This is a genomic window from Pedobacter endophyticus, from assembly GCF_015679185.1.
Taxonomy (GTDB): Bacteria; Bacteroidota; Bacteroidia; order Sphingobacteriales; family Sphingobacteriaceae; genus Pedobacter; species Pedobacter endophyticus.
The window spans coordinates 2,152,135-2,172,270 of record NZ_CP064939.1 but is presented as its reverse complement, the minus strand read 5'-3'; the positions used below and the strand labels follow the sequence as shown (position 1 = coordinate 2,172,270).

Annotated in this window: 19 protein-coding genes; 5 read left to right on the top strand and 14 right to left on the bottom strand. The window is 41.6% G+C overall.

Annotated elements, in window-relative coordinates; genetic code table 11:
• Positions 1-140: 140 nt before the first annotated feature.
• Both IZT61_RS08645 and IZT61_RS08640 read left to right on the top strand, forming a co-directional pair.
• Positions 141-638, top strand: a complete 498-nt coding sequence (locus IZT61_RS08645) for a cytidine deaminase (RefSeq protein WP_196100757.1) — start codon at positions 141-143, stop codon at positions 636-638.
• A gap of 3 nt (positions 639-641) precedes the next feature.
• Positions 642-1,097, top strand: coding sequence for an NUDIX domain-containing protein (locus tag IZT61_RS08640; RefSeq protein ID WP_196100756.1), 456 nt, complete (start codon positions 642-644; stop codon positions 1,095-1,097).
• A 77-nt stretch (positions 1,098-1,174) separates the two neighbouring features.
• Here IZT61_RS08640 and IZT61_RS08635 read toward each other — a convergent pair whose 3' ends face one another.
• Together IZT61_RS08635 and IZT61_RS08630 are read right to left on the bottom strand one after the other, a co-directional pair.
• The gene (locus IZT61_RS08635; RefSeq protein ID WP_196100755.1) at positions 1,175-1,357 is read right to left on the bottom strand and encodes a hypothetical protein; all 183 of its coding nucleotides are present in this window, start codon (positions 1,355-1,357) and stop codon (positions 1,175-1,177) included.
• 45 nt (positions 1,358-1,402) lie between these two features.
• Positions 1,403-2,323: a diacylglycerol/lipid kinase family protein gene (locus IZT61_RS08630; RefSeq protein ID WP_196100754.1), complete on the bottom strand. Its 921-nt coding sequence runs from the start codon at positions 2,321-2,323 to the stop codon at positions 1,403-1,405.
• Positions 2,324-2,387: 64 nt separating this feature from the next.
• Between IZT61_RS08630 and surE the strand changes: the two genes are divergently transcribed.
• On the top strand, positions 2,388-3,113 hold the full coding sequence (gene surE, locus IZT61_RS08625; RefSeq protein ID WP_196100753.1) for a 5'/3'-nucleotidase SurE: 726 nt from the start codon (positions 2,388-2,390) through the stop codon (positions 3,111-3,113).
• 125 nt (positions 3,114-3,238) lie between these two features.
• On the opposite strand, the gene IZT61_RS08620 is transcribed toward surE, so the two are convergent.
• The 3 genes from IZT61_RS08620 to IZT61_RS08610 form a co-directional block, all read right to left on the bottom strand.
• On the bottom strand, positions 3,239-3,976 hold the full coding sequence (locus tag IZT61_RS08620; RefSeq protein WP_196100752.1) for a DUF3800 domain-containing protein: 738 nt from the start codon (positions 3,974-3,976) through the stop codon (positions 3,239-3,241).
• 230 nt (positions 3,977-4,206) lie between these two features.
• Positions 4,207-6,741: an ABC transporter permease gene (locus IZT61_RS08615; protein WP_196100751.1), complete on the bottom strand. Its 2,535-nt coding sequence runs from the start codon at positions 6,739-6,741 to the stop codon at positions 4,207-4,209.
• Positions 6,734-7,423, bottom strand: coding sequence for an ABC transporter ATP-binding protein (locus tag IZT61_RS08610; protein WP_196100750.1), 690 nt, complete (start codon positions 7,421-7,423; stop codon positions 6,734-6,736). Before IZT61_RS08610 ends, IZT61_RS08615 begins: the two co-directional genes overlap by 8 nt.
• On the opposite strand from IZT61_RS08610, the gene IZT61_RS08605 reads away from it, so the two are divergent.
• Entirely contained in the window at positions 7,404-8,204 is an 801-nt protein-coding gene (locus IZT61_RS08605; protein ID WP_230383909.1) for an arylesterase, read from the top strand. The genes IZT61_RS08610 and IZT61_RS08605 overlap by 20 nt on opposite strands.
• 179 nt (positions 8,205-8,383) lie before the next feature.
• On the opposite strand, the gene IZT61_RS08600 is transcribed toward IZT61_RS08605, so the two are convergent.
• Both IZT61_RS08600 and IZT61_RS08595 read right to left on the bottom strand, forming a co-directional pair.
• The gene (locus IZT61_RS08600; protein ID WP_196100749.1) at positions 8,384-8,647 is read right to left on the bottom strand and encodes a hypothetical protein; all 264 of its coding nucleotides are present in this window, start codon (positions 8,645-8,647) and stop codon (positions 8,384-8,386) included.
• 313 nt (positions 8,648-8,960) lie between these two features.
• Positions 8,961-9,560, bottom strand: coding sequence for an RNA polymerase sigma factor (locus tag IZT61_RS08595; RefSeq protein ID WP_196100748.1), 600 nt, complete (start codon positions 9,558-9,560; stop codon positions 8,961-8,963).
• Between the two features lie 219 nt (positions 9,561-9,779).
• Here IZT61_RS08595 and IZT61_RS08590 point away from each other — a divergent pair, with 219 nt between their 5' ends.
• Positions 9,780-10,517, top strand: a complete 738-nt coding sequence (locus IZT61_RS08590) for a WecB/TagA/CpsF family glycosyltransferase (protein WP_196100747.1) — start codon at positions 9,780-9,782, stop codon at positions 10,515-10,517.
• Positions 10,518-10,988: 471 nt separating this feature from the next.
• Here IZT61_RS08590 and IZT61_RS08585 read toward each other — a convergent pair whose 3' ends face one another.
• From IZT61_RS08585 to IZT61_RS08555, 7 genes are read right to left on the bottom strand one after another with little or no spacing between them, the layout of a single operon-like run.
• Complete coding sequence (locus tag IZT61_RS08585; RefSeq protein ID WP_196100746.1) at positions 10,989-12,140, bottom strand: glycosyltransferase; 1,152 nt, start codon at positions 12,138-12,140, stop codon at positions 10,989-10,991.
• On the bottom strand, positions 12,140-13,066 hold the full coding sequence (locus tag IZT61_RS08580) for a glycosyltransferase (RefSeq protein ID WP_196100745.1): 927 nt from the start codon (positions 13,064-13,066) through the stop codon (positions 12,140-12,142). The genes IZT61_RS08585 and IZT61_RS08580 overlap by 1 nt, the downstream gene beginning before the upstream one ends.
• A gap of 40 nt (positions 13,067-13,106) precedes the next feature.
• A complete protein-coding gene (locus IZT61_RS08575) occupies positions 13,107-14,150 on the bottom strand; it encodes a hypothetical protein (RefSeq protein ID WP_196100744.1) in 1,044 nt (347 codons plus the stop codon).
• Between the two features lie 14 nt (positions 14,151-14,164).
• Positions 14,165-15,493 carry an O-antigen ligase family protein gene (locus tag IZT61_RS08570; RefSeq protein ID WP_230383908.1) on the bottom strand — a complete coding sequence of 443 codons (1,329 nt, stop codon included), beginning with the start codon at positions 15,491-15,493 and terminating at the stop codon, positions 14,165-14,167.
• Positions 15,493-16,254, bottom strand: coding sequence for a glycosyltransferase family 2 protein (locus IZT61_RS08565; RefSeq protein ID WP_196100743.1), 762 nt, complete (start codon positions 16,252-16,254; stop codon positions 15,493-15,495). The genes IZT61_RS08570 and IZT61_RS08565 overlap by 1 nt, the downstream gene beginning before the upstream one ends.
• A gap of 7 nt (positions 16,255-16,261) precedes the next feature.
• Positions 16,262-17,809, bottom strand: a complete 1,548-nt coding sequence (locus IZT61_RS08560; protein ID WP_196100742.1) for an MATE family efflux transporter — start codon at positions 17,807-17,809, stop codon at positions 16,262-16,264.
• A gap of 11 nt (positions 17,810-17,820) precedes the next feature.
• Positions 17,821-20,136 carry a GumC family protein gene (locus IZT61_RS08555; protein ID WP_196100741.1) on the bottom strand — a complete coding sequence of 772 codons (2,316 nt, stop codon included), beginning with the start codon at positions 20,134-20,136 and terminating at the stop codon, positions 17,821-17,823.

Sequence of the window (20,136 nt, the reverse complement as noted above, 5' to 3'; positions counted from 1 at the left end):
AGCTGATCATGTTTGGTGATTGTTAAATGCTAAAAGCATGCCATTAAATTTAATTATTGACACATTTATTATAAATACAAAAAATAAACTAAATTGTTCAGCTTGCCGCAAAATTTAACAATGCGGTTTAACTAAATAGAATGACTTCGATAGATTTAACTATAAATTTTGAACAATATGCCGGCGTTGATGAGCTGAGCAAGATGGATTTTTCGTTATGCAAGTTGGCTGAAGATGCCCTTGCAAATTCATATTCGCCATATTCGCGGTTTAGGGTAGGCACAGCTGTTCGGTTAACTTCTGGCGAGACGGTTTTAGGCAGTAATCAGGAAAACATTGCGTATCCCTCAGGGCTATGTGCTGAACGTGTTGCGCTATTTACAATTGGTGCCAGTTTTCCAAACGCTGTTATCGAAAGCATGGCGATAACGGCGCAAACTGATGATTTTGAAATCGTAAAGCCCGTAACTTCTTGCGGAGGTTGTTTGCAGGTAATGGCCGAGTTTGAGCGTAAGCAAAATTCGCCCATCGAGGTAATTTTTTATTGCATTGGTGGTGAGGTTTTGAAAGTGTCCAGCATAAAGAGCTTATTGCCTTTTGCTTTTGTTGAAGATCGATTGAGCGCAGTAAAACCTTAAACCATGAAAAAAAGTGCTGGAATTTTACTTTTTCGCAGAGTAAACGAAGTGGTGGAATTTTTTTTGACCCACCCGGGAGGACCTTTCTTTACGAAAAAAGACTTAGGCGTTTGGTCTATCCCCAAAGGTGAACTCGATGAAAACGAAGAACCACTGAAAGCTGCAAGAAGGGAGTTTGAAGAGGAAGTTGGAACCAAAATTGATGGAAAATTTATTGAACTCAGCCCGATTGTGCAGAAAGGAGGGAAGCAGGTTTTGTGCTGGGCGGTGGAGGGCGATATCGACGCAAAGACTGTAACAAGCAATACGTTTGAAATGGAATGGCCGCCGAAATCGGGTAAAAAACAGCACTTTGTTGAGGTAGATCGGGGGGATTGGTTCGACTATGAAACTGCTGTGAAAAAAATCAGAGACCGGCAAATTGCACTTCTGGATGAACTGGTTTCGATATTGGGATAAAGCAAGTTATCCGTGAGTTGAAACTGACGGCAAAGGCGGGGCAAATTCATTGCCGTTGACTTCAGTCAACGGAATTATTATTTTTTTACAGTAATGGTTCTGCCTGTAATCAGATGGAACTGGTATATCTTGTACAGGCTATCATCATCTATGTCGATACTTTCGACCAAACCCGTTTTGCTGAACGTATCGGTCACCATATCGCCGATTTTTACTTCCTGCAGCACATCGTCGGGTGTATCGTTGTTTAATCTTATCATGCGGTAAAAGTATTAAAAAAGCAGAAGTTTGCGGATGAAATTGCGTTAAGCAAGTGCATTTCTGTTTACAATTATTTCTAATAAGCTGTGAAGTAGTGCAATTTGCACCTCATAGGCGCTGCCTTCATTTTTAATTTCATCGTCTACGTGCATATCTTTTCCTTCCCAGTTAATGGTTAACGTTTTCGCCTGAATGGGTTTTATAGGAAAAGTTGGCGTTTTGCCATCAATAACATCTTTAATATATTTTTCCATCACCTTTCGCTTGCTTGCCGGCACAATAATCACGTCGAAAAAACCATCGCCCGGGTCGGCCTTTTCGCTGAGCTTTAAATTTGGCCCCAGTCTCGAAATGTTCATCACTTCAACCATTAAACATTCGTCGTCTATCACTTTGTCGTCTATCGAAACCCTACATTTAATAGCGGGGTAGGAGCGGGTAATTTTCAATAATTCAGATAAAGCGAGCTTAAACTCATCGTCGGCATGCTCAATATGCTCAGTATCGAGTTCATCAAGCGTAGCAATCAGTTTTGGAAAAAGGCCGAATCCGAGCGCTTCAATAAAATAGGCAGCCTCGTTCAAGCCGATCACTTGTCCTACGTCGAAATTGCGCAATTTGTAGTTGTCCCAGGTCGACACATTTTTGCTAACATCCTCATTAATTCCCAAAGAGGTTGCAATATTGTTGGCGGTTCCGAAAGGCAAAAGGGCAATGGGTCTTTTAAACTTAAGCTTTTTGTTCAATAAGTTCATAATGGTTTTGCGGATCGTTCCATCGCCTCCGGCAATGGCGATAAACTGCGTTTCGGGCGCAATGTCTTTTAACGATGTTTTTTCTGATGAAACATAGGCACATTTGTATCCGTGTTTTCTCATGATCTTAATAATCTCCGTTTTGGAATATTTACCTTCTCCCGCATTCGGATTATGGATTAGTCTAACCAGTTTATCTGCCTTTTTCATATTGTTTTGAACAATATACCCGCTTATAGGTTTTAATTGTATCACTTATTTTAATATTTACGATATGAACATTCTCATTACCAACGATGATGGTATATATAGCCCCGGCATTGCGGCATTAGCCATATTTGCCCTGCCTTTTGGAACGGTTAGAATTGTTGCGCCGGATGTTGAGCAATCTTCGATGGGACATGCCATTACCCACTCCAGACCGCTTTCGATCAAGAAATCGCCGATAACTTTCGAGCATATCACTGCGCATAGGGTAAATGGAACCCCTGCAGATTGCGTTGCCCTCGGCTTGCACATGTATCCAGATACAAATGTAGTTTTATCGGGGATTAATATGGGACCAAATCTAGGCAATTCGATGTGGCATTCGGGTACGCTGGCCGCCGCCAAACAAGCAGTGCTATTGGGCGTCAAAGGAATTGCTTTGAGTACGCCTGTTGGCAAAACCGAGCCAGACTTTGATCATTTAAAACCTTTTGTTGATGAAGCCCTGAATGCGCTTTTGGTCGACGATGAATTGGGCTTGTACAATGTGAACTTTCCGCCAGGCCCAAAGGGTGTGAAATGGACCCGGCAATCGGTTCGTTTATATGATGGACACGTGGTGCCCGGAATCGACCCGATGGAGCGAAAACATTACTGGATTACCGTTACACCTTTGGAAGCGGCTGAAGAAAATACAGACAGATGGGCTGTAGAAAACGATTTTGTATCGATTACACCTTTGCGTTTGGATTTAACTGATGAAGCGGAATTAGCGAAGCGGGCGTCGAACTAAATTGCAGCTTTCTGTTTTTTGAAAAAAAAGTGTTACTTTTGTAATGCGACTTGAAGCAGTCCTAACTGCTTAGGGCCGTAACAAATCAAAAAATATTTTGAGCCTCGGTTTTTAACCGGGGCCTTTTATTTTCTTACAATTCCAAATGGGTCTAAACTGCTGGCCTCTTTGAGCAGAATAGGTTCTAATGCATCAAAAATTTTCTCTACGCCATGTTTTCTAAGGCTTCCTTTTGGATACTCTTTTCGATACAAACAATGAGCAATAATATCGCTAGTCTGAATAAAATAAGAAAGGGTAGACTTTCGGTGATTGATGTCTTCAATTATGTTTTGTATTGGAGAATTGTAGGTGTTTGATCCAAAATGTGACGGCGTTGGATTATAGATTCGACTTTTTCGCAATTGATTGCGAAGTTGGTTTTCATTGCTTTCATCGCAAATAATTATTCCTTTATCAACCGCTATTTTTCCTAAGTATTTGTCGTATCTATTTAGGAACCTGTTCCATGCAAGCTCTTGGAAATTGAGAATTTGTGGATGGTCTTGCTTCCTGAAGCAAATATTAAGAATTTTTGCATTTGAAAATATATTCGGTATTTCATTAACATAAAACTTCAACATTTTAATTCTATCATGCTTTTTTATCGCCTTGTAAGCATCTGAACTGGTTCGGAAAATTTCTGTTGCGTGGAATTCAATACGCGATGTAAGACCGAAAGAGGCTTGAATATTTTTTCGTAATATTTTTAAGCTGTGCAGATTGGATTTCCATTCGTCTTGATGAAGAATGAGACCTGTTAAAATATAATGAGGAGATGAAAGTGGAGAATTGCCAGGATCGCCGCTTTCATCTACATACATGATGTGCATAATGATAATTTGCTTGGTTGTAAATTTCGCAATGTTACAAGCTTACCGTTAAACCCGTATACACTCCAACTTTTAATTGCCTATTAATATAGTTATTTCGAAGTTATAACGGGCAATTTTGTTTTATTCACAGGTAACAAATACCATTTATAACAGTGAATGGAGAAAATGTGTGTTCATTTGGAAGTTCAGGTTTGTTGCTTTAAGCAAATTTCATTTCACTACCCCTCGCTGCGTAAAATTTTTAGCGGCGGTTGATTCAAAATGCTTCGGGTGCTTAGCATGCCGGTAACCACAACCAAAAGTACAACAGACCCGAAAAGCAATAAGGTTGGAACTGGTGGCGGAACAAAAGCGGCATCGAAACTAAATTTGGCCAATGCCCAGCTTCCCGAAAGGGCTAAAATTAAGCCAGCGGCCGCTGCAAAGGCACCAAGAAAAAAGTATTCGATGGCGTTTATGGCCATGATTTGTTTTCTGCTTGCACCCATAGTGCGCAATAAGATGCTTTCCTTAATGCGTTGGTTTTTACTGGTCAAAACCGCCGAAATCAGCACAATCCATCCGGTAACCATGCCAAAACCAGCCATGAATTGGATAACGAAGCCGATTTTATCTAAAAGTTCATCAAGCAGTTTCAGTACCAAATCGAGATCTATTACCGAAACATTAGGGAATTTTTTAACCACTTCGCCCTGAAATTTTGCTGATAATTCGCTTGTCGGCACCCGGGTCATCAACACATGAAACTGCGGCGCTTCTTCTAAAACGCCCGCCGGAAATACCACCCTAAAATTGGTTTGCATTCTGCTCCAGTTTACCTCCCTCAAGCTGCCAACAACAGTAGGAATCATCATTCCCTGCACGTTGAACATAATTTTGTCGTTTAAGCCCACATTGATCTGTTGCGCATAACGCTGATCTAATGAAATATAAACGGTTTCGTTCGGCTTGATTTTGCCGATCCAGTTCCCTTTAACAATTTTTTCGGCGGCAGTTAACGTGTCTTGATAAGTTGCCCTGATTTCGTTTCTGTACGCCCGGCGATTGGTGGTATCTTCATTTGCTTTTTTTCCGTTTATTTCCTCAATACGCATGGTAATTACAGGGACTTGATTCATCAACGGCAGTTTAAATGCTTTTGTAAGACTGTCCAACCCTTCTTTTTGAGTATTCTGAATATCGAACATCACCATATTTGGCTGATTGTTTCCAGAAGAAAGCGTAACCCGGCTCATCAAAATCCCCTGAACAAAAAACAGGGTACAGATAAAAGCGGTAGACAAACCGATAGACACGGTAAGCATCAAAGTTTGATTATTTGGCCGATAAAGGTTGGCAAAGCCCTGGCGCCATAAATAACTGGCCGTATTTGGCAGCAGTTTCCTTACGAAGAACATGAGCAGTTTAGAGAGAATGATGAGCAAAACAAAAGCCACACCGATACTCACGGTAAAGGCCAGCGTTTGCACCCACGTTTTCATTTGCAAATGTGTAAAGCCCACAACAAACGCAGCCATTAACAGATAAACGAACCAGATTAGCGGTTCGCTTTTGCGCTCAGTTTTTTCGAATGAAAGCCGGATTGCATTTAGCGGCGAAATTCTTCGCACAGCGAGCAGCGAGGGGAGGGCAAACAAAATGGAAATGACCAGCCCCAATACGATGCCCTGCCCAATAGCCGGCCACGAAACCTGCATGCTGATTTCTACGGGCAAGAAATCTTTTAATACCAGCGGCAGTAGAAACTGGATTCCGGTGCCAATGGCGGAGCCCAGTATAGCGGCTATTAAACCAATAAAAAAAACCTGAACAAGATAAATTAAAAATGCATGATGCGACTTTAAGCCCAGGCAACGCAAAGTAGCAATTGCGCTCAACTTTTCTTGAATATATACATGAATGGCGCTACCAACGCCAACGCAGCCGAGTAATAACGCAATGAACCCTGATAAAGCAAGGAAGCGGTTTACATCTTTAAACGATCTTCCGGTCTGCTCTTTCCGCGATTCGACGGTGTCAGCGTCGAAACCCTCTTTTTCCAGCTTCGGCTCATTCTTTTTTACCCATTCATCAACCCCCGATGGATCATCAAACCGGTAATAAAATTTGTTATTTATTCTGCTGCCGGTTTTAATCAGATTCGTTTTCTCCAGATACTGCAATGGAATGTAAACAGTTGGCGCAACACTGGCCGCAATGCCCGTTTGGCCGGGCGCCTTTATAATGCTTCCCGTTATTTTGAAAGTTAAATCGCCAACTTTGACCGAATCACCAACTTTGGCGCCGAACTGCAGCATTAAGGTTTGATCTACCAGAGCGTTCCTGTCTTCCTGAAAATGTGCTGCGGCAGCCACCGGAATTGTTTCTATCGTTCCGTAATAGGGATAGTTGCCAGTTAGTGCTTTCATTTGAACCAATCGGCTGCCACCGCTGTGTTCAAAATAAATCATTGAGGCGAAGGTTTTCTCTTGCGATCGTTCATCGCCCAACGTGTCGAGCATCTTCTGCATAGCCTTTGTCACGCCCTTTCGGCTATCCAGCACCAAGTCTGCGCCCGTAAGCTCCTTTGCCTGTGCATCGATATCGTTCTGCAAATTGTTTTTAAAGGAATACACGGCCACTAAGGCGGCAATGCCCAATACAATAGACGAAATAAACAGCAGCAATCTCGATCGGTTCTTTCTACTATCACGCCAGGCCATTAAAAAAAGCCACGAAAATTTAATGTTCTGTTTCGGAATCAAACTAGGCATAACTTACATTTTCGTCTGAAAAGATTGCTCCGCCTTTAATTTTTATTGTTCTTCCTGTTCGGGCGGCAAGTTCCAAATCGTGTGTTACAATGACCAGCGTTGTGCCGGCATCCCTGTTTAGATCAAAAATTAACCTGATTATTTTTTCGCTGGTTTCTGCATCGAGGTTTCCGGTAGGTTCATCGGCAAAAAGAATAGCGGGTTGGTTGGAGAAAGCCCTCGCTAACGATACTCGTTGCTGTTCGCCACCCGATAATTGAACGGGATAATGCTGGGCACGATCGGCCAGGCCAACTTTATCTAAAAGTTCCATCGCCACCGATTTTATATTTTTTGCCCCACGCAATTCTAAAGGAACCATTACGTTTTCTAAAGCGGTTAAGGTGGGCAGAAGCTGAAAATTTTGAAAGATAAAGCCCACATATTGGTTTCTTACGGCTGCTCGCTCGTCTTCGCTCAGTTTTTCCAATGCAATTCCGTTAAGCTCAACGGTGCCGCTGCTGGCACGATCGAGCCCGGCACATAGACCCAGAAGCGTAGTTTTTCCGCTTCCAGACGGGCCGGTAATGGCAACAGTAGAGGCCGGTGCAATTGAAAAATTGATATTATCCAAAACGGTTAACCCCTGGCCAGCGCTTTGGTAAATTTTACTTACATTTCGAATGTTTAAGATATTTTCCAATTTATCTTTTGAATTTGAGTATTACGATGAACCAAACATAAACAGAACTTTGCCTGTTAAGCTAATGGTTTTTTTATTAGAGAAGGAACACTATATTATGTTACGAGAACGCTTTATCGGCCTATTTGTTTTGATTATGATTTTTACGGCTTGTGGAAACAACAAAGGCAATGAAAATAACGAAAAAATGCTGGATTCTGCGGAACGAAAGGATGCAGAAGCCACCGCAACAACTAAGAACATTCTCTTTTTTGGTACAAGTTTAACAGCCGGATATGGCCTTGACCCAACCGAGGCGTACCCTGCATTGATTCAAAACCGGATCGATTCGCTTAATTTGCCTTATAAAGTGATTAATGGAGGCTTAAGCGGCGAGACTTCGGCTGGTGGAAAGGGCAGAATAGACTGGCTGCTGAAACAACCGATTGATATTTTTGTGCTTGAGCTTGGCGCCAATGACGGGTTACGTGGATTGCCGATAGCGCAAACCATTAAAAACCTTCAGGATATTATCGATCGCGTTAAGACAAAATATCCCAATGCAAAAATGGTTATTGCCGGGATGCAGATGCCACCGAATTTTGGTGCAAAATATGCCAATGATTTTAAGAATATATTTCCCGATTTGGCCCGAAAGAACAACATGGTTTTAATTCCGTTTCTTTTAGATAAAGTTGGGGGTGTGCCAAAATTAAATCAGGCCGACGGTATTCACCCAACTGCAGAAGGCGATAAAATTTTGGCCGAAAACGTTTGGGCTGTGCTCAAAGATTTACTTTAACATTCTTGCGTTGGAGGTTCGCGTTTCGAGCAATTAACGCTTAGGCTTGCGCTGTTAAATGATAACAAACAATGTTTCTTTGTGTAAAGCGCAACGTAAAGCAGCTTTACAATCTGTATCCATATACAGTTTCTTGAATGCTGAGCGTAGTTATATGGTGTATATTTGGCCTGCTAGAATTAAATCAACGGGAGCGATTTAAAAGAAAGTATTAGCCCATCAGGATTGATGGGCTTTTTTTTGTAATCTCTTTTTTCAATCCCGCCCCGTTTATTGAACAGTTTAGCGATGCAGGGCGGTTCTAAACTAGCATGCTTATTTTTTGCCCTTGTATGCAGTTCACAAAATTTTCTCATACCTAAGCCAAGATGATCTTCGCAGCCATCATGACGCCCGAAGGAGCAAATCTCTGGTACAAAAGTCTTTAATGCAAAAACAGCCACAACTTGCTGTCCGTAATTGCGCCTGTATAATGTTGTGCAGAACTTTCCCAATTGCAGGTAATTAACGTTTCTATAACATCTCGGGTATGGTAATTCGCGTAAATACTATTGAGTTAGATTAAATCACGGGACGATTTAGATTAGTTTAAAGGCTCCTCTGGATGGTGGACCTTTATACAGAACTTAGTGAAAGCAGTTCACTTAACCATAGCTAGCAAACATTGCTAGCTATGGTTTAATTAAAATTTAGACCTCAGTTTATTGTAGCTATTAGCGAACGCTATTTAATATGGCTATCAGCAATCGAATGGGCTTAATTGAAAAGTTGTTTCAATTGTGTTATCGATTTTCTTAGCCTCGTTTTGAGGGTGCCCAATGGCATGCCCAATTTTTTTGCTGCTTCTTCATGAGTAAAATGCTGAAAATACACCAGGTTGATGATGGAGAAATTTTCCGGTGATAATCGTTCGGCCAATTGTTTGATGCCAATTAAGTCGGTATTTACAGAAGAAAAGTATTGAACGTTGAGTTCCTCTTTACAAAAATCGATGGGCTTGTTTAACGTGCTGTTTCTCGTGCTTTTCATCCGCAGATAATCAACTGTTGTGTTTCTGGCGATGGTTTTCATCCAGGTAAACAGTTGCGAACGCTGGGGCTGATAGGTATGAAGTGCATTATTGATTTTAACAAACGAATCGTGAAGCAGGTCTTCTGTGGTTTCGGCAGATGGAACAAGGTTGAAAATTACCGCTCGTAAACTTGATGCATAGCAATTGTAAAGTTCGCACAGCAAATCGTCTGACTGGTTGCTTTTTTGGTGGGGTGCTGTTCGGGTTTCTGAACTGGTTTTTGTGATGAGCAGAAGGTGAATTTGTTTTGATGTTTTGGCAGACTTGATACGTAAGTTTTTCATTTAGCAGGGTAAAATTTATAGCGTTAATGCCTCGATTTAACGGGGCTTAGGTAATTAGTAGTGACTTACTTACTTGGTTATTCCAAATGGTTGTAAATCTTACAGTTGCAAAAATAAAAATTAAAATAATAGGATTTATTTTAAAACTATAGGGCCTTAAAAAACGTATATAATTTATACATAGGCAATCAGTTTTTATGTAATTAAATGATTTGAGTTATGGGCGATTTATTCAATGCATCGGCGAGGGGAATTAGCTACAATTTGTACGCTGGAACTTTGGATGAGTTATCTTTGGAATCAAAGACTGTAATCAATACCATCAACCAGTATTCGTATTGTGTAGCCAAGGAAGATAGCGAATTTAGAAACGCCCTCGAAGGGTCTGACGTTTTACTCCCTGATGGTGAAGGTGTGGTAATAGCAGAGCGAATTTTGACCGGAAGAAAGATTAATAAAATCTCCGGTGCCGATTTACATCTCCATATTCTTACCAACTTAAATAACAAAAAGGGACGGTGCTTTTACCTTGGCTCTTGCGATGAAACACTTCAAAAGATTAAAGACCGGATAGGACAAGAGTTTCCAAATATAGAGGTAGGCTATTACGCTCCTCCATTTAAGAAAGTGTTTAGCGACCAGGATAATCAGCAAATGATTGCTGCTATTAATGCTTTTCACCCTGACGCACTTTTTATTGGGCTTACTGCACCAAAGCAAGAAAAATGGTCACAACAGTTTAAATCGCAGATTGATGCCAAGGTTATTTGTGCAATTGGCGCTGTATTCGATTTTTATTCGGAAACGGTAAAGCGGCCCAGTGAACTGTTAATTCGATATAAATTGGAGTGGTTTGGGCGCTTTATGAGCAATCCGCGGAAAATGTGGAGACGCTATTTCTATTATGGCCCGGTTTACATCTATTATATTTTAAGGCAGAAACTTACTTTTCATTAAGCTCCTCATCATTCTGTCAGTTGAAACTGACGGCAATGAATGGACAGGGGAATTGCATTTTTCAAATTACATTTCATTGTCGTTGACTTCAGTTGACGGTACGCCAACCATGAACGGTCGTCATCCTCAGAGATCAGTTTTAAAAAAACAAAGGAGTTGGGATGACAGTTTTTTTTGGCGAATCGTCATTTCGACCGAAGCGGAGAAATCTTTGGACTCCGCATCGAAAAAATGCTTCAAAGATTTCTCCGTTCCGCTGCGCTACAGTCGAAAAGACGACCAAATTTGAGAATCTGTCATTGGTAGCTTGACTGGGGATCTATTTATTATCAAATTGTATATGATTCATTGCCAATGTATCCCGTCAGTTGAAACTGACGGCAATGAATGGACAGGCGAATTGCATTTTTCAAATTACATTTCATTGCCGTTGACTTCAGTCAACGGTTGGCAAAGGGCCTTCGGCTCCGCTCAGACTGACATTGTATCAGAATATATTTTTACAAGCTGCTGCAAATTCGCCTCCGGAGAAAAAGACTTCTCGTAAGCTTCTAGCGCTTGATTTTTCAGTTTCAACTTTTCATCAGCATTCAGCTCATCAAAAGTCGTTATCGCTTTCCGAAGCGAAACTGCATCGCTTGGCTCAAACAACAATCCATTTACTTTATCGCTCACAATTGATGGAACGTTGCCAAGATTAGCAGCAACAACTGGTGTGCCCAAAGAAAAGGCTTCGATAATTACCATTCCGAAAGTTTCGAACCACTCAGAGGGAAAAACCAAAGCTTTGGCGCTTCGCATCAACCGCGCAACCTCCGGCGGCGGCAGCTGGCCAAGGTATTCGATATTTGAATTTCTTGCGGTGGTTTCTGTTACGAGATGATGTAATGGCCCCGTGCCTGCGATTTTGAGCAATGCGTGCTGGCCCTCGAAGGCTTTTAGTAACGTTTTTATTCCCTTTTCTTCCGTAAGTCGGCCGACGTAAAGAAAATATTCGCCTGTTGCTGGCTCCCGCAGGGACTTGCGCATGGTAAAATTTGGTTTTATAAGCAATGCCGTTCTAGTAGAGGTAACCCCCGATTGTTTAAATACCGTTCGGCTGTGTTCTCCCAGAAAGATCATCGCGTTAACGATTGACCATGTGCCCATTTTCCGGTGAAGATAATTTGATAGCGCCAGCCAAAACGTAATGGCTTTCGACCCTTGGTACACACCTTTTTTTACGGCAGACCATGGAAAGTTCTGTTTAAGTGAGTCGGTAAAGAGTTGTCCGTTAAAAAATAAACTCCCCGATGGGCAGAGTAACCTGAAGTTATGCATCGTCATTACTACCGGTACCTTTAGTCGTTTTGCTGCATATAAAATTGCAGGCGATGCAGCAAAGTGGAAGTTGTGAATATGGATAACGTCGGGAGTAAATGATTTGATCTTACCAATTACCCGCTGGTATGCTGCGGGATTAAAGAAAAGAAAAAATACTTTGAGTAAGGTTTTTGAGGCATTGTGAAACGGCAGCAAATCTACAATATGGCCGTTCGATCGTAGCAGTTCGGCCTCATTTTCAACAACTGAGTCTTCGCCGCCCGGCAATTTATAGTACGTATGGATAATCAAAACCCTCATTATTCGGCTTTTCGGATATTGTTAGTAAACTTTAAAAAATCGTTTTTAAGTTTGCGAATTACTAGCGTTGAATAATTGTAAGGGCTTTTGATTTGCGATTGAAGCCTCGGATTGATGTTATTTGCCGGGCAAAACCTAAAACTTCTTTTCACACCCGGGTCAATCGGTGTAATGAGGTAATTCACTCCTGATGTGTTGGTCGATTCCTCATCAAAGCCAATGTTATCTACTTTAGAAAGCGTTGGGTAAATTACTTTCAGCCGATTTTCGGCCACATGCGTTTGCATCTGAATATCCCAGGTGGATATGATGCCCGCAATCTGTTTTCGTAACAACCGCGGCAAATCTGCACCTTCGGCGGTGAGGCGACGCATGAAACCGGGCGATGTTTTCATCAGCTTTTCCAGTTCATCATGTTCCCAGATAATATTCGGAAAACGATTACCCCAACTGCCCCAGCCATACGAGCAAAAACGCTTGTAAACGATGGTATCGTAGGGGTAATCTTCTTTTTTAATGGGGAAAACATAAGCTGTAACGCAAAACACCGACTGGTCGTTCTTGTAAAATTCCAGCGCATCCGTCAAATATTTAATATAATTTGGGCTAACGATCAAATCGTCTTCAACAACAATAAAACGCTCGTAATTTTCGCTGAGGTAAGTCAGGCCGGTTCTAAAATTCGGGCCTGTACTCAGGTTATGCTCGCGGTAATGCTTTATTACCGACTTAAATCCCTTTAAATTGTCAATGTAATCGCGAACTTCCTGAATTGCTTTTCGTCCCGCCTCATCCTTTGGCCCGTCGCTAAAAAATATGATGTCGAGATGCGGGCATTCGGGGTTTTTAAGCAACGCTTCTATGCAGCGTTTAAGCTTGCTTACCCTATTGTAGCAAAATACGCCTATAACTAATGATTGTTCCATAATCTAAATTTTTGAGTTGCGTTTTAATAAGTATTCATTTTTAAGCGGTAATCATTTTCTTGATTCTTTTATTTGCTGCCCTGTAATAGCTCACCACATAGTATTTTGTAAAGCGGCCGAGGGTGAGTTTGGGTACGCCCAGTATTTTCCGCACATTACTGGTAAATTGTTGTGCCGAAACATCGAGGCCAAAATTTGGGTGCTTCAAAATGAGCCATTTGTACAGGTTTGCAAGGCCATATGTTTTTTCTGATGGCAAATGCCAAATCGCTACGTCCGTATCTGTATTTTCTACGTTTCTGTAAAATACCGGATTGGTCCAAAACCGCTTCAGGAGGTCTTTGCGCTTGCTTGCGATAAAGTTGTTTTTATAATAAATATAGCTCAGGGTTTGCGCTTCTTCGTTAAATTTGGGTAGCCCGGCCTCAAATCTTGCAAGAAGTTCGGGCCACAATATTTTAAAATCGTTAAAAATAGTATTGATGTTTTTTACGTTTGCCAAAAAGAACTCGCCATAATGGTAACCGGGAATCTCATTAACTTCGCGTCCTAAAAGCTCTTCATACAGAGTTTTCATATCTTTTCTGCTCAATCCGTGAATCACCAAATCTGTGCTGCAGTCATCCTCAAATGAAATAAACCCCGCAGGTGCCGCCACATCGAAAAGTTCATCAATGTTTTTGGTGAAAATGCAATCGGAATCGAGTATTAAATACTGATCTTGCTGGTTTGTGTTGTTTTTGGTGATGTATTCAAGGATCGAAAACTCGTAAAACTGGTTTTGAAATAAATTGAAATAACCTTTTGGCGTTTTATAGTTAAAATCTGTGTAAATAATTTCAACATCAAGTGCTTCGAGCGCAACCCTCACATCCTTGCCATCGAGCACAGGAAATTGACGGGTGTTACTAAAAAGAATATGTTTTTGTGTTTTGTTAAAGCGCTTACTTGTTGCAAAAAACAAGAGGATGCAGCGCCAGTAAATATTCTGATGCTTAAGGCCCGACGATTTCTCGCCCGTTTGGGGGTAAATGCTTTCTTCGCCAACTGCGTCGACACAAATCCACGTACAAATATGGTTCATAGTTTGATGTTTATTTAATCGTTAACGGTTTCAATAACTCTTTGATCTGATGATTGCGGTACTGTCTCATTTACATTTATGTATTCAATATCGTAAGGATGATCATCCGCCGCCGTACTGGCAGTTCTCTCCAAATAATAGAGGCACACGCCTACAACGCCCCAATATATGAGTGGCAACACGTAGTTAAACGAGAAGATGAGGCCGGCAACGCTAAACGCAATTAAAATGGCCGATTTTTCATCGATGTTTTTAAAAAAAGCCTTGTAACCTAAGTACAACACGTAAAAATATTTAAGTATTAACCCAAGAAAGCCATGGTAAAAGAGCATTTCCATAAAACCTTCGTGAAAATGCTGCCCGGTTTTTTCGGGCCACCAGTCTACCAGCGGGTTTGGCATTTCAAAGCCTTCAAATGTCCACCCGAAAAACGGCCGTTCCAATACCATCGGAAAGTAAACGCGTCTTTGGTCTGCCCTGAACTTTCCCGTTCCATCTTCGCGGGCTGGGTCGAGTATTTCGCTAAACCGATCGGCAAAAAATTCAATTGTACCCGGAAAAAGCTGCGAAACAATAAAGTAAACAAGCAACAGCACCATCGCCGCTGACCAAAATACTTTAGCTGTTCTCGAGAAATGGATAAGCTCATTCCGCGTAGCAATAAAGAAGTAAACGCCAAGGGCGAAGAGACTACTTGCCCAAACTGAACGGTGCTGGTGGATAACAATTACAACGAGACAAAATATAAAAGCAACGAGCGATGCTGTTTTCCGTTCGCGGAGATATTTATCGAAGAACCAGAGCATGGGAATAATCATCATAAAGATAGATCGGGCATGGATAATCCTGCTATCGCCAGAGAAAGGGCCGTAGTCATCCATTTCTACACTGTCTAAACTAAATGAAAAACCCCGCCCATACACAAGCATAAAAATGATGTAGGTGGCCAGATAAAATTTCGCAATAAATTCGAGAATATCGAAGTCGAACGACCTGCAAATACACTTTACATAGATGATAAATATGGCAGGAAAAAGAATGGTATACAGCGTAAGTTGCTGAAATATGGAGCCATAATCGACCATCGACTCAAAAATAAGGCGAACAATAAAAAAGCTAACCAGCCCCAGGTAAACCTGTTCGCTGGTTTTGAGCTTGGGGAAGTTGAATAGCAGCAAAGCGTAAATCAGTAAGCTTAATATCTTTTCGTAAAGCAGGATAACGACCGAATTGGGCAAAACCAGCCACGAAAAAATATTTTCCATCAGAAAAAAGGAAAAGAATAGCAGCAGGATTTCCTTTACCTCAAATTCATAATTAAATATCTTGATTACGTAGTTCATTAAAACGCGTTTTTTATCCTCCTGATTACCTTGGGCACAATATGTGTCATTTGCAACACGTTCAAAACCTGGTTAAGCATCACTGTTTTAGGGTGCTTTCGTTCATCGATCCATTTAATGGGCCTTTCGCCCTTGAGGTACATGCTTTGAAAAATATCTTCCTTTTCGGGGATGATCTGCCTGTAAATGTCGGCCTTCTTATCAACCAGTTCTTTGTTTATATACCCCAAATGTTTCAACCTGAAATTGGTGTTGTACTTAAGCCCCTTAATTCCCTTTACATTGGGCGAGTCGATAATAAGGTCTTGAAAATAGCCGTCGGGGTGTTCCCGCCACATTAGCCTATCGTGGCCCGCAGAGTAGTTTAATCTGTAAAGCGACCCAGCAAAGTGGTTTCTATCCATAAAATGGAACCGCCTAAAGGCATACTTGTTGAAGAGTTTGCTTTCCATCAACTTATCGAAATGCGCCCGCGTAAGTTCAGGTTCAAATATTTCATCGATATCGATCCACAGGCACCAATCGGGTTTACGCAGGCGAACGCGATCATAAAGCAGATTTTTGTCTCTACCCTCGTTGTAGCCCTCCGTTTGTATAATATCAACAACTTTCGGATGCGCTTTAAGTTTCTCGTAAGTTCCGTCGGTAGATCCGTTATCCAAAACAACAATTTCATCGGCCAGTTTTTCGAAACACTGCAGCCACTCATCGGCGAAGAACATGCCATCTTTGACACGTAGCATGATTACAAATTTTGCCATTCTTTTTTTAAGTTTTGATCGTAAGTTTTTCCGTTCTCATATTCTTTGTTAAACCTTTGTTAAGCACATGGCGCAACTGGCTGCGAATTTCGCCATCTGTTAAAAGCACCATTGTGATATAAAAAAAGGTAAAACAAGCACCGTTAATTAATAAGTTTACCAGCCGCATTTGGGCAGGAATAAATAAATCGGTGGCATAACTAATTAGCCAGCCCGCCAGTATAGCAAGCGGAATGACAACCAGCCACCTTTTTAAAATATTGCCAACCAATGCCGTGCTCAAAAAGCCCAGGCGGTGCAGCCGATAAGAGAAAAATATAAAATCGACCAGAACGCTTACTGTTACCATCACGATGATTAAGCCAACGATACCAAAATACTTGCCCGAAAAATAAAACAGCACGCCAGAGATAATTCCTTTGCAGATATTGATGTAGCTGTTCATTTTGATATCGCCAAGTGCGTAGCCTATGTTGGCCATAAAATAGCCGATCTGGGCAAAAAAGAAGTTGGCAATTAATAAGAAAACGATGGTGTTGCCAATGTATTTGCCCGGCCCCGTCCACAACGTAATTAAGGTGTGGTAGTTGATGCAAAAAATCAGCCCGATAAAAATGGCTGCGTAGTAATAATATTTAAACTGCGTGTTAATTAAGCTTTTAATCTGCCTGTGGTTGCCCTTGCCATTCGCATGCGATATCATGGGCATTAGCGCTACCGAATGCCTGCCAATTAACGACTGCGACATTTGAATGGGTCTTTTATTCACTTCAAAAAGCGTTATTGTTGTTGGTGCCACAAACCTGGCCAGCACAATCATATCCAAACTGGCCGAAAAACCCCCAATAATGCGGGAAATAGACGTAAACGAAAATATTTTTACGAATCTTTTTAAGTGGGTTACATCAAAATCGATAAACAGCTGATGCTTATGAAGTACCCTGCGCAATGCGATGTAGTTGTAAATATTGATGTAAAATGCCCTCAACATGTTCGATATGGCTATTGAAATTACCCCAAAGCCTAAAAATAAAAGCACCACATTTACCGCCAAAAAGATAAAATTACCCGATAGGGAGCCAATGGCCACATGAACCGGATTTTGCAAACCCTGATTTATGCCCGACAGGCTAAAGGAAACCAACGATAAACCGGTGGCGATGATTGATACCATTAACGCCGTTTGAAGGCCCGCATATTTAGAAACATCTTTATCGATAATGGTGCCGATAAGTAAATAAAAAACGATACCAGCAATAATCGAGAGCCCGAAAATGAACGCAGACGTCATGATGCCTGAGCCAATAGTTTTATTGATTTCTGAGAATTCATTCTGCCCGTAAAGCTGCGCTATTTTCTGCTGCAAAACATCGCCAACTCCGGGATCGGCAAGTGTCATCCACGCCAGTATATTGCCCGTTGCCAGCCAAAGGCCAAGCGTTGCGCTATCAATTTTGTGCAAGTATAAAGGCAACAATATGAGTGCGTTAATAATATTAGTTATGACATAACCATACTGAAAGATGAAATTCCACTTTAGTATTTTTTTGTTCATTTTACTGAGCGCTATTGAATTAGTTTTTGATCGTAAGTACCGCCATAAACCATACCCGATCCATAACCATATCCATAATTGTTTTTTCCGTAACCGCGTTGGGCAACTGCATTAAATACGATTGCCGGGTTCGGAAGATTGTTTAATTTAATATTTTCGTCAATACGTTCGATAAATACTTTCGGCGTATAGGCATGGCGCACTACAAACAAAGTGGCATCGCACAGTGGTGCAATTGCATACGCATCTGATACGGGGCCGATGGGTGGCACATCAATAATGAGGTAATCAAAATGTTCATCTAAATAGGTGAGCAATTCTTCCGCCTTGCCATTTAATATCAATTCAGCAGGGTCTACAGGGAGCTTTCCAGTTAATAAAAGGAAGAGATTAGGGTCTGCGTTTGAGTCCTGAATAATTTCTTCAACGCTGGCTTTGCCCTCAAGATACTCCGAAATGCCCTTTGCTTGCTTAATACCAAATTTGTGGTGAATGGTGGGGTGGTTAAGGTCGAAATCGAGTAAAGCAACCCTTTTGCCCGTCATGGCCAACGTAACCGCCAAATTAGATGCTACAAAACTTTTCCCCTCGCCGGCAATGGCCGAAGTTACCATTAAGCGCTTGTTTTGCTTGCCGATACCCAAATAATGAAGCGTTGTGCGCAAACTTCTAAACTGTTCAGCAATTAATGTGCGCTGGCTGCTGCCAATTACAATTTGATTGGGCGAACTGTTTGCACTTATCTCCGCAATTACAGGCAATTTCGTAAGCGACTGTATTTCATGCTGAAACATGATATTGCGTCGCATTTTTTCTTTTGCTGCTACGAAACCGATGCCAAGTATGCCGGCGCCAAATACGGCCGCCAGATAAATCATTTTCCTTTTAGGGCTCACCGGATATTCTGAAGCTTCGGCTCCGCTTACAATTTGGCTGTCTGATCCATTGGCGATATACGATAAGGCCGTTTCCTCTTTTTTCTGCAAAAGGAAAGTGTAAATACCGCTCTTAATTTGCTGCTGGCGGGTAATATCAACTAAATTGCGCTCCGTTTCCGGCATCGATTGTAATGCCGACGAATAAGTGCTTGTTGTGCCCGAAAGGTTGTTTCTACTGGCTGCAAGGCTGTTGCGCTGGTTGCGCAGGTTTTGAAGAATTTGCGGTTTAATTTTGTTAATCTGATCGTTGTAAGCCACCATTGCCGGGTTATTTTCTCCAGTGGTTTTGCGCAGGCTTTCGGCGTTTAGTTGCAGCTCATAAATATCCTTTACCATCTGGCTCAGCCCCGGATCGTTAATACCTGCCGTTGAAGGCACTATTCCGCCCGTTAAATCTCTCGAACGCACATAGTTTTCGATCTGGTTAAGCACCGAAAGTTGCATGTTAATTTCGCCGATTTTTTGGTCATTAACACTCACATTTTCCAAATACAGTTTGCCCTGCGTACCCACATCTATTGCGCCATTGCTCGATTTGTATTTTTGCAGCTTATTCTCAATATCCAGCAACTCTTTTTCTACCGTTAGCAGCCTGTTGCTGATGAAATTTTGCGTGTTGGCAGCCAAAAGATTGTGCTGGTCAATTGCATTTTTATTGTAAACCTGCAAAATGCCGTTCAAAATATCTTCAGCTCTTTTTGGGTTTTCATCAAGCACGGAAACCACCAAAATAGTTGATAATTTATTGGCCTCGGCCACTTTAACTCCGCTGGCGATTGTTGCAGCTACCTTTTTTGGTGAGCTAAGCGTAAAGGCAAACGTGCGATCGTCATTTGCCAAAGCACTTTCACTTTTTTGAAACATCATTACGCCATACGGAGTCTTGTGCCATTTGTTAAAATCATAAGCTTTTTCATCGATAACAACTCCAGCCTTAGTATAAGTAAACTTTACTTTTGATTTGGTGGGGATGAGGGTATTTGGATTTTGTAGGGCAATCCGTACCGGAGCATCTTTATACATCACCTGGTTCGATAAAAAACCCTGCGCATAAACGGTGGCATACAGTGATAGGTCATCTACAACCTGGTTGATTATCGGGCTCGAAACAATTACCTCACGCTCGTTATCAACACTTTTCTTTTTGGATAGGTTTGACGACATGGGATCTTCGAGATTAACTTCCTCGGCGCCCTTTTTTTCATTGATCAGGATTTTTGCCTCTGCACTGAACATTTGCGGCGTAATTTGCAAATAAATCCAGGCGCTTACCACAGCAACAATAAACAGGCCCAAAAACAACGGCCAATAGGGCAGCAGCTTAAAAATCATCAGCCCTTTAGATCCTCCCGATACCTTGGGCTCATTCGAGTTTTTAATTATATTCAT

Bases quoted from the DNA above. Each gene is read 5' to 3' on its own strand.
- IZT61_RS08645 (WP_196100757.1), top strand. From the start codon at position 141: ATGACTTCGATAGATTTAACTATAAATTTTGAACAATATGCCGGCGTT.
- IZT61_RS08640 (WP_196100756.1), top strand. From the start codon at position 642: ATGAAAAAAAGTGCTGGAATTTTACTTTTTCGCAGAGTAAACGAAGTG.
- IZT61_RS08635 (WP_196100755.1), bottom strand. From the start codon at position 1,357: ATGATAAGATTAAACAACGATACACCCGACGATGTGCTGCAGGAAGTA.
- IZT61_RS08630 (WP_196100754.1), bottom strand. From the start codon at position 2,323: ATGAAAAAGGCAGATAAACTGGTTAGACTAATCCATAATCCGAATGCG.
- surE (WP_196100753.1), top strand. From the start codon at position 2,388: ATGAACATTCTCATTACCAACGATGATGGTATATATAGCCCCGGCATT.
- IZT61_RS08620 (WP_196100752.1), bottom strand. From the start codon at position 3,976: ATGTATGTAGATGAAAGCGGCGATCCTGGCAATTCTCCACTTTCATCT.
- IZT61_RS08615 (WP_196100751.1), bottom strand. From the start codon at position 6,741: ATGCCTAGTTTGATTCCGAAACAGAACATTAAATTTTCGTGGCTTTTT.
- IZT61_RS08605 (WP_230383909.1), top strand. From the start codon at position 7,404: ATGTTTAAGATATTTTCCAATTTATCTTTTGAATTTGAGTATTACGAT.
- IZT61_RS08595 (WP_196100748.1), bottom strand. From the start codon at position 9,560: ATGAAAAACTTACGTATCAAGTCTGCCAAAACATCAAAACAAATTCAC.
- IZT61_RS08590 (WP_196100747.1), top strand. From the start codon at position 9,780: ATGGGCGATTTATTCAATGCATCGGCGAGGGGAATTAGCTACAATTTG.
- IZT61_RS08585 (WP_196100746.1), bottom strand. From the start codon at position 12,140: ATGAGGGTTTTGATTATCCATACGTACTATAAATTGCCGGGCGGCGAA.
- IZT61_RS08580 (WP_196100745.1), bottom strand. From the start codon at position 13,066: ATGGAACAATCATTAGTTATAGGCGTATTTTGCTACAATAGGGTAAGC.
- IZT61_RS08575 (WP_196100744.1), bottom strand. From the start codon at position 14,150: ATGAACCATATTTGTACGTGGATTTGTGTCGACGCAGTTGGCGAAGAA.
- IZT61_RS08570 (WP_230383908.1), bottom strand. From the start codon at position 15,493: ATGAACTACGTAATCAAGATATTTAATTATGAATTTGAGGTAAAGGAA.
- IZT61_RS08565 (WP_196100743.1), bottom strand. From the start codon at position 16,254: ATGGCAAAATTTGTAATCATGCTACGTGTCAAAGATGGCATGTTCTTC.
- IZT61_RS08560 (WP_196100742.1), bottom strand. From the start codon at position 17,809: ATGAACAAAAAAATACTAAAGTGGAATTTCATCTTTCAGTATGGTTAT.
- IZT61_RS08555 (WP_196100741.1), bottom strand. From the start codon at position 20,136: ATGAATATAATTAAAAACTCGAATGAGCCCAAGGTATCGGGAGGATCT.